This window comes from Acinetobacter sp. 797_lipA, assembly GCF_058243025.1.
Map to the genome: position 1 here is coordinate 3485639 of NZ_JBZAYQ010000001.1, position 12329 is coordinate 3497967.

General features: G+C 42.6%; 14 protein-coding genes. 12 read left to right on the plus strand and 2 right to left on the minus strand.

The features are described 5' to 3' along the window. Window positions 1–79 precede the first annotated feature (79 nt). The gene (locus AC4CU2_RS17125) at window positions 80–499 is read left to right on the plus strand and encodes a hypothetical protein (RefSeq protein WP_026056511.1); all 420 of its coding nucleotides are present in this window, start codon (window positions 80–82) and stop codon (window positions 497–499) included. A gap of 120 nt (window positions 500–619) precedes the next feature. Here the strand turns inward: AC4CU2_RS17125 and AC4CU2_RS17130 are convergent, their stop codons facing one another. Next, window positions 620–1837, minus strand: a complete 1218-nt coding sequence (locus AC4CU2_RS17130; RefSeq protein ID WP_279731493.1) for an RNA-guided endonuclease TnpB family protein — start codon at window positions 1835–1837, stop codon at window positions 620–622. Window positions 1838–1876: 39 nt separating this feature from the next. On the opposite strand from AC4CU2_RS17130, the gene tnpA reads away from it, so the two are divergent. From tnpA to AC4CU2_RS17185, 11 genes are all read left to right on the plus strand, one after another. Beyond that, window positions 1877–2275, plus strand: coding sequence for an IS200/IS605 family transposase (gene tnpA / locus AC4CU2_RS17135; protein ID WP_004684186.1), 399 nt, complete (start codon window positions 1877–1879; stop codon window positions 2273–2275). A 220-nt stretch (window positions 2276–2495) separates the two neighbouring features. Continuing rightward, the gene (locus AC4CU2_RS17140) at window positions 2496–2651 is read left to right on the plus strand and encodes a hypothetical protein (protein ID WP_004684184.1); all 156 of its coding nucleotides are present in this window, start codon (window positions 2496–2498) and stop codon (window positions 2649–2651) included. Window positions 2652–2991: 340 nt separating this feature from the next. Then, entirely contained in the window at window positions 2992–3375 is a 384-nt protein-coding gene (locus AC4CU2_RS17145) for an RcnB family protein (RefSeq protein ID WP_004684183.1), read from the plus strand. 299 nt (window positions 3376–3674) lie between these two features. Continuing rightward, window positions 3675–4031: an RcnB family protein gene (locus tag AC4CU2_RS17150; RefSeq protein ID WP_004684182.1), complete on the plus strand. Its 357-nt coding sequence runs from the start codon at window positions 3675–3677 to the stop codon at window positions 4029–4031. 124 nt (window positions 4032–4155) lie between these two features. Next, window positions 4156–5508: an amino-acid N-acetyltransferase gene (gene argA / locus AC4CU2_RS17155; protein ID WP_490769174.1), complete on the plus strand. Its 1353-nt coding sequence runs from the start codon at window positions 4156–4158 to the stop codon at window positions 5506–5508. A gap of 332 nt (window positions 5509–5840) precedes the next feature. Further along, entirely contained in the window at window positions 5841–6800 is a 960-nt protein-coding gene (locus tag AC4CU2_RS17160; RefSeq protein ID WP_279746233.1) for a sulfonate ABC transporter substrate-binding protein, read from the plus strand. A gap of 16 nt (window positions 6801–6816) precedes the next feature. Beyond that, window positions 6817–7812, plus strand: a complete 996-nt coding sequence (locus AC4CU2_RS17165; protein ID WP_279746232.1) for an aliphatic sulfonate ABC transporter substrate-binding protein — start codon at window positions 6817–6819, stop codon at window positions 7810–7812. 26 nt (window positions 7813–7838) lie between these two features. Further along, a complete protein-coding gene (ssuD, locus tag AC4CU2_RS17170) occupies window positions 7839–9014 on the plus strand; it encodes an FMNH2-dependent alkanesulfonate monooxygenase (RefSeq protein WP_279746231.1) in 1176 nt (391 codons plus the stop codon). Continuing rightward, window positions 9014–9829 (plus strand): aliphatic sulfonate ABC transporter permease SsuC, encoded by an 816-nt coding sequence (ssuC, locus tag AC4CU2_RS17175; protein ID WP_178928700.1) that lies wholly within the window; start codon window positions 9014–9016, stop codon window positions 9827–9829. Before ssuD ends, ssuC begins: the two co-directional genes overlap by 1 nt. A gap of 10 nt (window positions 9830–9839) precedes the next feature. After that, a complete protein-coding gene (locus tag AC4CU2_RS17180) occupies window positions 9840–10640 on the plus strand; it encodes an ABC transporter ATP-binding protein (protein WP_159126934.1) in 801 nt (266 codons plus the stop codon). A 356-nt stretch (window positions 10641–10996) separates the two neighbouring features. Beyond that, window positions 10997–11635, plus strand: a complete 639-nt coding sequence (locus tag AC4CU2_RS17185; protein ID WP_058868590.1) for a TetR/AcrR family transcriptional regulator — start codon at window positions 10997–10999, stop codon at window positions 11633–11635. A 60-nt stretch (window positions 11636–11695) separates the two neighbouring features. Here the strand turns inward: AC4CU2_RS17185 and AC4CU2_RS17190 are convergent, their stop codons facing one another. Continuing rightward, on the minus strand, window positions 11696–12256 hold the full coding sequence (locus AC4CU2_RS17190; protein WP_005401589.1) for a phosphorylase family protein: 561 nt from the start codon (window positions 12254–12256) through the stop codon (window positions 11696–11698). Window positions 12257–12329: the final 73 nt, after the last annotated feature.

Genomic DNA, 12329 nt, shown 5'->3' on the forward strand with positions numbered 1-12329 from the left:
GATCTCAAGTTCAGAAAAGGTTGTCTTTTTTCAATTTTTGCGGATACTGATGTCCAACTCCATTTTTGAAGCATATGCCATGACGGACTTGAGCAACATCACTGTACAACCCACTGAAGATGGTATGGTTAGCCTGTTGATTGACCAACAGCCGATTTCAGAAAAATATGGAATGAAGTTTGAAGCCAGTATTGTGGAGGAACTTCAAGCCCTGGAAAATGGCGCCACACTTAAACTTTTCGACCAGTTTGTTTTTGCCCATACCGACTTGAACTTTGAACATAGCTATCACTACGTCACGGTCATTGCTAAGAATGATGAACAATATAAAGCAAAGAAAAGCTTTGTTTATCGCATCAAAATTGACGGTCAGCCCGACATTGAGCATGCCATCAGCAAAAATGGTGAACCGATGACTGCAGCCGATGTACGTGAATTTATCCAAGCGCATGTACAGAAATCATTGACTGATTATACCGACCTCAACTACGCCTATTGACATACTCCCACCACCAAACTAAGAGTTATGGTGGGGGAATTTGTGCGACCTATGCAATCAAATTGATTACACCTTTCGATGCCACACTTGCGCTGACTAGTATTGTGGCATAGGAACTCTTTACACAGCACGAAGCCCTAGTGCATCAGCTAAAGCGAAATTACGGATATTTATACTCGCATTCACATCACGATCTTCAACCAAATTGCAATTTGGACATTCAAACAATCTGACTCTTAGCGGTAACTTTTCCATCTTATAGCCACAGCAAGAACAAGTTTTTGAACTTGGAACAAATCTTCCAATTTGTAGAATATTCTTGCCAAACCATTTTGCCTTGTATTGCAATATCGTAAGAAATTGACCCCAAGCTACATCTGAAATAGACTTCGCTAATTTTCGATTCCTTACCATGTTTTTAATTCCTAAATCTTCTACTGCATACGTGGTCGCTTGGTTTTCACAGATCAAGTGATGCGTTAGTTTATGATGTAGGTCTAAGCGTTGCAAACGCACTTTTTCATGGATGAATGCAACACTTAACTTTTGACGCTGATAATTCTTAGATTCTTTCTGTTTTCGGGCAAATATCTTTTGTTGTATGGCTAAGCGTTTTTGAGCCTGCCGTAAGTGTCTTGGATTTTCAACTTTATCACCATTAGATTGAATGAGCATGTGATTCAAACCCATATCAATTCCAATAGTTTGATCGGGTTGAACTGTTGTTGGTGCAACAAGCTCTAACTCAGACTCAACTAAGATAGAAGCATAATACTTACCTGTTGCTGTTTTGCTAATGGTGACAGTTTTAATTTTCCCATCAAATGTCCGACTAAATACAGTTTTTATCCCTTTAATTTTAGGTACATGTAGTAAACCATGCTCAAAGCTCACCGTTGCGTGCTGAGGGCATTGATAAGACCGTTGAGGTACTTTCTTGGATTTGAACCGTGGATAGCCAACAATATGACTCAATGGGCGTTTTTCATCAGGTTTTGGCTTGTAGCCTTTAATTTTCCTGAATTCAATCTTGCCTTTCTTCAATCGCTGAAAAAAATTGTTATAAGCAGTATGCAGGTGAAGTAATCCACTAAGAAGTGATTGACTGTTTACTTCATTCAACCATTCAAATTCAGGTTGCTTCTTCATTGCAACCAATTGGTCTTGAATATCCTTTTTTGATAATAATTTTTGAGTTTCTGAATGAACTTTGGTTTGAAGAGCTAAAGCCCAATTGAAAATAAAGCGAGTGCATCCGAAGTGCTTTTCAAACTGCACTTTCTGTTGAGAATTTGGATAGATGCGATATTTATACGCTTTCAAAAAAGGTTGTTTCATGGTTATAATTTAACAAATTAATTACTTAGTGTAAATATAATGAAATCACATTATCACTGTGTTTATAAGCTCACATATCATTTAGTGTTAGTGACAAAATATCGCAAGAAATGCCTTTCAAATGAAATGCTCAATCGGCTTGAAGAAATCGTAAAAAAGAACTGTGCCGATTGGGAAATTGACTTGCTTGAGTTTAATGGTGAAGCTGACCACATTCATTTACTACTAGAAATGCACCCGAATATCATGCCAAGCAAATTCATTAACAATCTAAAAACAGTGTCAAGCCGACTGATACGCAAAGAATTTGAGGAAGAACTAAAACCGTATTATTGGAAGCCTGTACTTTGGACGAGAGCATACTGTCTACTTACAACAGGCGGGGCTACAATTGATGTAATTCGGGAATATATAAAAAATCAAGAAAGACCTGAATAACGAAAAGTCGTGCTATCCATCACAATCTAAATCACAGATTATAGATGGAGAATTTCGCACAGTTAGTTAAGCCGAATCAGCCAAGTTGAAAACTCAGCTTGGCTAGTTGGATATTTTAAATCGTATTTTTAAATTATTTTAATAAAAATATTCGGTTTTTAAGATCAATGTTTCCTATTTATCATTCTGATTGATCAAGAATTGAAAATAAGGATGCAGCATGGCTGATTTGCAACGTAAACATGACACCATTCGTCATATCCATAATTTACAACTACCCGAAAGCCTGATTTGTGCTTTGGAGGATGCCAAACAAGCTGAAGCAGTGGTTCATTCAATCCGTTCATTACAACATCTAACGCAGCAGTGGAATTAAATAATGCACTATAGTTAAATCACTATAAAATTACTACAAATAAGCCTATGAATTATTTATAGTTTTTTTATAATCTTGTATGGACAATAAAGTAGTTTGACTATATGCGTTCTTTGACAAAGGGAGATCTGAGCCCTCAAAATGAGTCAAAAATCAGAAGATACCGACTGTTTGCTTTGGCCTTTGGCGCAATTGATGATTTAATTCAGGCTTAGAATTGGGCATAATCTTCTTAATATCTCTGCATTTGTTAATAAATACCCAATTCATCTTCACAGTTTCTCTGCATTTTTTTCGTACATTATAGGAAAGAATGAAATTACCTTAATGAGGATTCAACATGAAAAAGATTTTGACAGTATTGGCAATCTCTTTCAGTGCTTTGATGGCAAGCAGTCTCAGTACTGCTGCCCCTCAGTTTGACCACGATCATCCACGCTATGGCAATGAGCCACGCGGACGTGACTTTCGCGATTCAGGTAATGACGATCAGCAAGATCGTCGACGTATGCGCGAAGAGCGCGGTGTCAAACGTTTACAACAGCATAAATGGCAACAAGGTTATGTCATGCCACAGCATTACCGTGGTAACGGCTATAAAGTCGAATATAAAGACCATAATCTTCCAAAGCCAAACAGAAACCAGCAGTGGTACAAAATCAACAATGACTACATCTTAGTCGACGCAGACAGCAACAATATTCTGCGCATTATGGGGCTTTAATCTGCGCTTCATTTTGTATAACTACTCGACATTATTCTTGAGACCTGAATCAACACCCTTTCACCCGCTTTAGTACGACTGCATACTCCTCTTAAGAGACCACAGTCAGGCACAGCATGGAAGGCGTTGTTTCAGGTTTTTTATGTGCCAAAGCTTTTGTTTGCAAGCATTGCAGAAAAACAACCATCTCCTCAGTCTCTTCATACATTTCACAATTCACCTAAATAGCCCTCACGCTTTCTCTAGAGTTATTCGCTAATTTTGAATGATCGAAACAAGACTCATACTGGACGAAAGCAATGAAAAAAATTCTGACTGCAATCACACTCTCTTTAGGCGCGCTCATGGCCACATCTGCAATGGCAGCACCACAATACTATGACCGCGCGCATGCTCATGACTCGCGCTGGGATCATCGCGATGACCGTCGTTGGGACAATGACAATCGCTACCAAAACAAACGTGTTAACCCAAGCCGTGACTGGCGCTCAGGTCAAACCTTGCCACGAGGCTATGACTCATCGCGTTACCATGTCAGTGACCGCGAAGCACGTCGCCTACCCAACACTGGACGCTACCAACAATGGTATAAGGTCAATGGTGACTATGTTTTAGTCAATGAACGCAATAACCGTATCCTACGTATTATCGGTTAATTCTGGCTGGTGTCGCAAAACCGATCGAACACCTGAACATTGCTTCAGGTGTTTTTCTATTTAACACTTCCTCTTCTGCATTTTTTGATTAAAATCATGCTAAGTAGTTCATTTTGAGACAGGCATGCAAACGAATTCGATCGAAACACATCACAGTACAACTTTGCAGTATGTGCATTGGTTTCGACATTCTGCGCCTTATATCAATGCTCACCGTAATAAAACCTTTGTGATTATGTTCGATGGTGAAGCCGTTCAGCATGATAACTTTCAACATATTATTCACGATATTGCCTTACTGCATTCACTCGGTATTCGTCTGATCTTGGTGCATGGAGCACGACCGCAAATCAACCACAACTTAAAACAAAGCCAGATACAAACGCCATTTCATCAACATCGCCGCGTGACCACGCGAGAATCACTAAGTTGCGTGATGAATGCGGTAGGCTCAATTCGTTTGCAAATTGAAGCCTTACTGTCGATGGGACTGGCCAACTCACCGATGTACGGCGCACGCATTGATGTAGTTTCAGGGAATTTTGTCACAGCCAAGCCCTATGGTATTCGCGATGGGGTTGATTTTCAGTTAACCGGCGAAGTCCGTACGGTCGATACCGACGCCATTCAACGCCATTTGGATAATCACAATATTGTGCTGCTCGGGCCAACTGGCTATTCCACCACAGGCGAAGTGTTCAACCTACTGGCAGAAGAAGTAGCGACCCGCACGGCGATTCATCTTAAAGCGGACAAACTGATTTTCTTGGGCAGACAGCATGGTCTGCTCAATGAACATGGTCAGTTGCAACGCGAAATTTCGCCACACAAGCTCGATGCACAAATTGAGAAATACCAAGATTCGAATCCAGACATTGCGGTACATTTACGCGGTGCCAAAAAAGCCTCGACGCACGGCGTACATCGCGTCCATCTGATTTCCTATGCTTATGATGGTGCCTTGGTTGAGGAGCTCTTCACGCGTGATGGTTCGGGTACCATGATTACCGATGCCCATTATGAAGAAGTCCGTATGGCCAACATTCAAGATGTCGGCGGGCTGATTAACCTATTACGCCCACTTGAAGAAGAAGGCATTTTGGTTTATCGCTCACGTGAACGTCTCGAAAACGAAATTGGGCAATTTGCGGTAATTGAACGTGATGGCATGATCTTGGCCTGTGCTGCGCTCTACCCACTGCCAGCGGCAGAGGGTGAAATCCGCAGTGCCGAAATTGCCTGTGTCGCAGTCGATCCTAGCTATCGCAAATCAAATCGCGGCAGCCAAATTTTGCATTATCTCGAAGGTAAAGCCCGCAGTATGGGCATTCAACAGTTGTTTGTACTGACCACACGTACTGCACATTGGTTCTTAGAACATGGCTTTGAAACGGCCAATGTCGATGAACTTCCCAATGCACGCCAAGCCTTATACAACTATCAGCGCAACTCGCTCGTCTTTAAAAAGCCACTTTAAGTGGCTTTTGCAGGATTATGGATATCTTTATTTCTCATATCTTTATCTAGAAAACACCGCAAAAATCGCTCAAAGCTATATTGCGTGAAACACTAAGCTTATTCCAAATAATAAAAATACCTTTTAAACAATAAATATCAATAAGTTAACCTCAATAAATTTTATATTTTATGTTTTTTATATTGCTGTTTTTTGCATAAGTTTTGCACTTTTGTTTTTATCTTTTTTTTTCATGTCTAAAGCCCGATTTCTTATTTTTTCTGAAAAGAAATGCCCATTAGCGTATGTGTTCACCAACTCACTCACCTTATTTATTTGGAGTTATGAAACACATGAGCACTTCTCGAGCACAGTTCTGGATCAAAACAAGCGTTCTTTCTGCAGCAGTCGTGAGTGCCATGATGTTATCTGGATGTGGGAAAAAAGAAGCTGAGACCGTCACACTCAATATTGGCTTTCAAAAATATGGCATTTTGCCCATCGTCAAAGAGCGTGGCACTTTAGAAACGGCGCTTAAAGCACAAAATGTCCAAGTCAAATGGGTCGAGTTTCCTGCAGGTCCACAGCTCCTCGAAGGTTTAAATGTCGGCAGTGTAGTCTTTGGGGAAGCGGGGGAAGCACCTCCAATTTTCGCACAAGCTGCAAATTCGAACTTGGTTTACATTGCCAACCAACCTGCTGCACCTAAAGCAGAAGCACTGATCGTACAAAAAGACTCAAAGATTCAAAGCATCCAAGATTTAAAAGGCAAACGGATTGCACTCAACAAAGGTTCAAATGTGCATTACCTGCTACTCAAACTGTTAGAAGCAAATAACCTGAAACTTTCTGATATTGAAGCGGTGTATCTTCCGCCATCGGATGCACGTGCCGCATTTGAACGTGGTGCAGTTGATGCTTGGGTCATTTGGGATCCCTTCTTTGCTGCCGCTGAACACCAAATCTCAGCACGTGTGATTGCTACCGGAGAAAACTTAGTCAGTAATCATCAGTTCTATTTGGCCGATCGTAAGTTTGCCGAAACCCATCCAGAAGTTTTAAAAACGGTCGTCAATGAACTCAACACCACCACACAGTGGGTCGAACAAAATCAACAACAGGCAGCCCAATTGTTAGAAAAACCGACAGGCTTGTCTTTAGACATTTTACAAAGCTCGATTGGCCGTATGGGCTTTGGCGTTCAACCCATTTCAGCCGAAGTCGCAAAAAAACAGCAGTACGTTGCAGATGCTTTCTATCAACAAAAACTCATTCCGAACAAGCTGAATATTGACGCTGCCATTATTAAATAAAAATATAGAGATCATCATGAAAACACTTAAAACAGTTTCCAGTATTGGCATCGTCACCTTGAGTCTTGGACTCGGGGCATGCCAAAAGCAAGACACGGCAGCAACAAATACTTCTGAAAAGCAGGCAGCAGATCCAGTTAAAACCCTGTCGATTGGCTATCAAAAGTCGTCTTTGAACCTGTTGGTCGCACGTGAGCAAAAATTATTTGAGCAGCAATTTCCTCAAGCAAAAATTGAATGGAAAGAGTTCCCCGCTGGCCCACAAATGTTAGAAGCCTTGGCCGTCGGTGCAGTTGATTTTGGCTCTGTGGGCAATACCCCACCGATCTTTGCTCAAGCTGCTGACAAAGAGCTAAGCTATGTCGGCTATGAGCAAGTTCCAGCCAATGCTCAAGCGCTGTTGATTGCTAAAAATAGTACCATTGATTCAATTCAAGACCTAAAAGGCAAGCGGATTGCGGTTCAACGCGGTTCAAGCGCACATGAGTTACTGGCGAAAGTCTTACAAAAAGCAGGACTCAGTTGGCAGGACATTCAACCGATTTGGCTGCCCCCTGCGGATGCACGTGCCGCGTTTGATAAACAATCCATCGATGCATGGGCCATTTGGGAACCCTACCTCAGTGCAGCAGAGCAAGATGCACATGCCAAAGTCTTGATTGATGGCACAGCATTTCCGCAAACCTATTCTTTTTATATTGGCAACCCCAAGTTCATTCAGACCTATCCTGAGGCCACCGCTCAGTTCATTCACGGGCTGAATCAGGCCGATCAATGGGTGCTAAAAAACCAATCGCAAGCACTTTCGGTCTATACCCAAAGTACGGGTTTACAGCCCTCTATTGCCCAACGGGTCATCGACAAACGTCTGAAACCTTCACCAATTCAAACCCTGACGCCTGAAGTGGTACAAGCACAACAACAAATTGCGGACTTGTTCCAAAAGGTGCAGCTCATTCCGAAACACATTCAAGTTCAAAGTACCGTTTGGGTTGCACCGAGCAAACCTTAAACGACTCTATCTAAGGATTTTTTAAAATGAAAATTTTCTGGTTTATCCCAACTCACGGTGACAGTCGCTACTTAGGTACCAGCAAAGGTGCTCGTCAAGTGGACCATGCTTATATGAAGCAAATTGCGGTTGCTGTGGATCATTTGGGTTATGAAGGCGTACTGATTCCAACGGGTCGTTCATGTGAAGATCCATGGTTGACCGCAGCCAGTCTGATTGATGCCACAAAAAAATTAAAATTCCTAGTTGCACTGCGTCCAGGCGTGACCACTCCGGCACTGGCTGCACGGATGGCAGCCACCTTTGACCGTCTCTCCAATGGTCGGGTTTTATTGAACTTGGTGACAGGTGGCGATGAAAAAGAACTGCAAGGCGATGGCGTTTATGAAGACCACTCGACTCGCTATAAAACTGCCAATGAATACGTCAAAATTTGGCGTGAGATTTTAACCCGCTCCCATACAGGTGAAAGCTTTAGCTTTCATGGCGAACGTCTAAACGTAGATGATGCCAAACTGCTGTATCCGCCTGTGCAACAACCCTACCCTCCACTTTGGTTTGGCGGCTCATCGGATGATGCCATCGAGTTAGCCACTGATCAGGTTGACACGTATCTAACATGGGGCGAACCCCCTGTTGCAGTTAAAGACAAAATTGACACTGTCCGTGCCAAAGCTGAAGCCAAAGGTCGTACGCTCAACTATGGTATTCGTCTGCATGTGATTGTGCGTGAAACCAATGAACAAGCATGGCAAGCGGCGGAAGAGCTCATCCAATATGTCGATGATGCCACCATTGCTGCAGCACAGGCTAAATTTAAGAGCATGGACTCGGTCGGTCAACGTCGCATGGCTGAACTACACAATGGTGACCGCAGCAAACTTGAAGTGTCCCCAAACCTTTGGGCAGGCGTAGGTCTGGTTCGTGGGGGTGCAGGTACGGCATTGGTCGGTGACCCTGAAACGGTTGCAGCCCGTATTCAAGAATATGCCGACTTGGGCATCAACACCTTTATTTTCTCAGGCTATCCACATCTTGAAGAGTCGATTCGTTTTGCCGAGTTGGTGTTCCCACTCCTACCGCTTGAAACTCAAGCAAAGTTAGCACAGCCAAATTTAACAGGCCCCTTTGGTGAGATTGTGGCAAACAACTACACACCCGATGAAAACAAAAAAACCAAATTGATTCAGGAGCCTGCCTAATGTCCAAAATCGTTTCAGTGCAAACCCTCCAGCAGGAAAAGGTTTCACGTGGAACTCAGTTGGGGCAGCTATTGCTGCCTTGGCTCTTTCCTATCGGCTTGATTGTGCTTTGGCAAATTGCCTCCAGCACAGGACTTTTAGAAAGTCGGATTTTACCTGCACCAACGGCGGTGGTTACTGCCTTCTGGAACTTGCTGCTGAGTGGAGAGCTTTGGAAGCATGTGCAAGTCAGTGCAGGCCGTGCCTTACTCGGCCTATTGGTGGGTGGAGGGTTAGGGCTCTTCCTGGGTTTGTTAAATGGTTCATCGAAAACGGCGTCAACCCTACTTGACACCACCCTACAGATGATCCGAAATATTCCCGCACTGGCGCTTATTCCGTTGGTGATCTTATGGTTCGGGATTGATGAAACCGCCAAGCTGTTCTTGGTTGCAGTTGGGGTCTTTTTCCCTATTTACATCAACACCTATCACGGCATACGTTCGGTAGATCCACAACTGATTGAAATGGGGAAAAGCTATGGTTTGACCCGTTGGCAACTGTATAAAGAAATTATTTTACCGGGTGCGATGCCTTCTATTTTAGTCGGACTACGCTTTTCACTGGGTTTGGTATGGGTCCTGCTGATCGTTGCCGAAACCATTTCAGCCCAAGCCGGCATCGGTTATATGACTATGAATGCACGTGAATTTTTACAGACTGACATCGTTTTGGTAGGGATTTTACTGTATGCCCTACTTGGAAAATTGGCTGATGTACTGGCCGTCACATTAGAAAAATACCTGCTGCGCTGGCATGCAGGATACCAAAAATAAGGAGTCTGAGATGACTGATTTAAGCCTTGGTCGCCATGCCAATATTCCGTCGCCGCCAAATCACAATCAAGACATTAACCCTCAAGCGGTGCTTGGGGCCGAAATTATTATCGAACAACTGCATAAGTTTTATGGTTCAGTTAAAGTCCTTGCAGACTTAGATCTGCATATTCAGCCGGGTGAGTTTTTAGCCATTGTCGGACGCAGTGGTTGTGGTAAAAGTACCCTCCTGCGCCTGATTGCCAACTTAGAACAACAAAGCTACGGCGAAATTAAGTTTAAGTCCGCACGACACCTCCGCGAAGGGATTACAGCAGACGATATACGGGTCATGTTCCAAGATCCACGACTGTTACCATGGCGCTCCATTGAACAAAACGTACAACTAGGTTTGCCGAAACAACAACATGCCACTGCCTCGGGTCTGCTTGAAAAAGTCGGACTCAAAGAAAAAGCGGGACTTTGGCCTTCGCAGCTCTCTGGGGGACAGCGTCAACGGACCGCTTTAGCACGGGCTTTATCGCATAAACCACGGATTTTATTGCTCGATGAACCTTTGGGAGCACTCGATGCCTTAACCCGCTTAGATATGCAGAATTTGATTGAAAAATTATGGACGGAACAGGGCTTTACCGCCATTTTAGTCACCCATGATGTTAGTGAGGCTGTTCAACTGGCAGATCGGATTATTTTGCTAGACCGTGGCCATATTGCCAAAGAGTTTCAAGTCGATCTACCCCGCCCTCGCGTCAAAGATATGCAGTTCAATACCCTTGAACAGCAGGTGTTAAATGCCGTTTTAGCCACATAAGTAGACTAAAAAATCCTTAGCTTGAGGTGCTAAGGATTTTTTATGCTGAATTTCAGTAAAAAAAACAAGACCATCATATAACTTAAGCAGACTTTATTTTAATAATGTAATAAATTTCACGTTATTTTTATCAAAACATACCACTTCACATTGAATCATTTCATATAGTTTAGACAAAATAGTTTTTATATAATTATATTTTATTGGACAACTTTTAGAATTTATCGCAATTTAAGAGCCAATCTACAGAATAAATGATCATTATTCAAAAAATTAAATTTCCACTTTATGCACAAATCTGATGATTTGCCGTACAATTTGTCCTTCCCCCTTTTTATTGTTTTTTAAATTACAGAATGGAACAGAAAAAGAGTACTCAAAAACGCCACCAGCTGCTGAATGCTGCACTAGATGTCTTCTCGCTCTATGGATTTAATGGAGCAAGCTTAGATGAAATCGCACAGATTGCTGAAATGCACAAATCGAATATTTTCTATTACTATGAAAATAAAGAAGCTTTGTACGTTGAAGTTTTAACGACGGTTCTACAAAAATGGTTAGCCCCACTACAGATGTTAGAAGCTGACTTAGAGCCGGAAGAAGCGATCACCAACTACTTATTGCAAAAGATTGAGGTTTCTCGGACTCAACCGAAAGCATCTCGCTTGTTTGCGTTAGAAGTGATCCAAGGGGCTCCGCATATTTTGGAAATCCTCAAAGGGCCTTTAAAGAAGTTGGTCAAACGTAAAGCCAAAGTCATTAGCAATTGGCAAGAGCAAGGTAAAATTTCAACTGAAATAGACCCTGAGCTGTTAATCCTCAACATTTGGGCCTTAACACAAAACTATGCTGACTTTGCCACGCAAATGGAAATGGTGACAGGTAAAACCCTACGTAACCGCAGTATGCAACAACGAGTCATTCAACATACCGTGCATATGATGCTGTATGGCGTGATCCCGCGAACACCGTCTGCATTATTCAAAGCTGAGTAATTTTGGCATACGACCATAGCACTCTATGGTCGCCGAATTGAAAAAGACAGAATCAAAGCCTCAGATACTTTCAAATAATGCTAATAATTTCTGAGCTCCCAATAACAAATTGTCTTCCCAGTCCAAATGCGCGGTGTCGTTGGCACCATCTGAAATATATTTGACCGAAATCAGACGGACACCCTGTTTTTTACAGACCTTTGCCAGCGCATATCCTTCCATATCAACCAAATGACACGGTACTTTGGGTTCACCCGTTTCAAAGCTATCCCCTGTTCCACAGATGCCGGTGCGGAGGTGTTGGAAAAAAGGTTCTAAATGAATTTCCGCAGGATGCATGGTGTCAAATGGGGTAAAACCGACAGCAAAACCGAGTGGCGAGACATCCATGTCGCGTTGTACAAATTGAGAGACTTCAACCAATTCATGCTTATCAAAATACGTACTGCCTGCTGTACCTAAATTAATCAGGGTTTTACAGCCTGTTTTTTGAATCACTTCAAATGCTTTATAGGCCGCGTTGACTTTACCAATACCACTGTAGTGAACTTCAATCCCTGCTTGCTCAAATAATCCTTTAGACTCATTCGGCAAAGCCATGATTAGTGCAACATCTGACATAAAATACTCAATTAACAGACTTCATGCGTGCCATTAGAAAACAAATCCATCCGAAAGAAAAGCGCCTCTGGTC

Bases quoted from the DNA above. Each gene is read 5' to 3' on its own strand.
- AC4CU2_RS17125 (WP_026056511.1), top strand. From the start codon at position 80: ATGACGGACTTGAGCAACATCACTGTACAACCCACTGAAGATGGTATG.
- AC4CU2_RS17130 (WP_279731493.1), bottom strand. From the start codon at position 1,837: ATGAAACAACCTTTTTTGAAAGCGTATAAATATCGCATCTATCCAAAT.
- tnpA (WP_004684186.1), top strand. From the start codon at position 1,877: ATGAAATCACATTATCACTGTGTTTATAAGCTCACATATCATTTAGTG.
- AC4CU2_RS17140 (WP_004684184.1), top strand. From the start codon at position 2,496: ATGGCTGATTTGCAACGTAAACATGACACCATTCGTCATATCCATAAT.
- AC4CU2_RS17145 (WP_004684183.1), top strand. From the start codon at position 2,992: ATGAAAAAGATTTTGACAGTATTGGCAATCTCTTTCAGTGCTTTGATG.
- AC4CU2_RS17150 (WP_004684182.1), top strand. From the start codon at position 3,675: ATGAAAAAAATTCTGACTGCAATCACACTCTCTTTAGGCGCGCTCATG.
- argA (WP_490769174.1), top strand. From the start codon at position 4,156: ATGCAAACGAATTCGATCGAAACACATCACAGTACAACTTTGCAGTAT.
- AC4CU2_RS17160 (WP_279746233.1), top strand. From the start codon at position 5,841: ATGAGCACTTCTCGAGCACAGTTCTGGATCAAAACAAGCGTTCTTTCT.
- AC4CU2_RS17165 (WP_279746232.1), top strand. From the start codon at position 6,817: ATGAAAACACTTAAAACAGTTTCCAGTATTGGCATCGTCACCTTGAGT.
- ssuD (WP_279746231.1), top strand. From the start codon at position 7,839: ATGAAAATTTTCTGGTTTATCCCAACTCACGGTGACAGTCGCTACTTA.
- ssuC (WP_178928700.1), top strand. From the start codon at position 9,014: ATGTCCAAAATCGTTTCAGTGCAAACCCTCCAGCAGGAAAAGGTTTCA.
- AC4CU2_RS17180 (WP_159126934.1), top strand. From the start codon at position 9,840: ATGACTGATTTAAGCCTTGGTCGCCATGCCAATATTCCGTCGCCGCCA.
- AC4CU2_RS17185 (WP_058868590.1), top strand. From the start codon at position 10,997: ATGGAACAGAAAAAGAGTACTCAAAAACGCCACCAGCTGCTGAATGCT.
- AC4CU2_RS17190 (WP_005401589.1), bottom strand. From the start codon at position 12,256: ATGTCAGATGTTGCACTAATCATGGCTTTGCCGAATGAGTCTAAAGGA.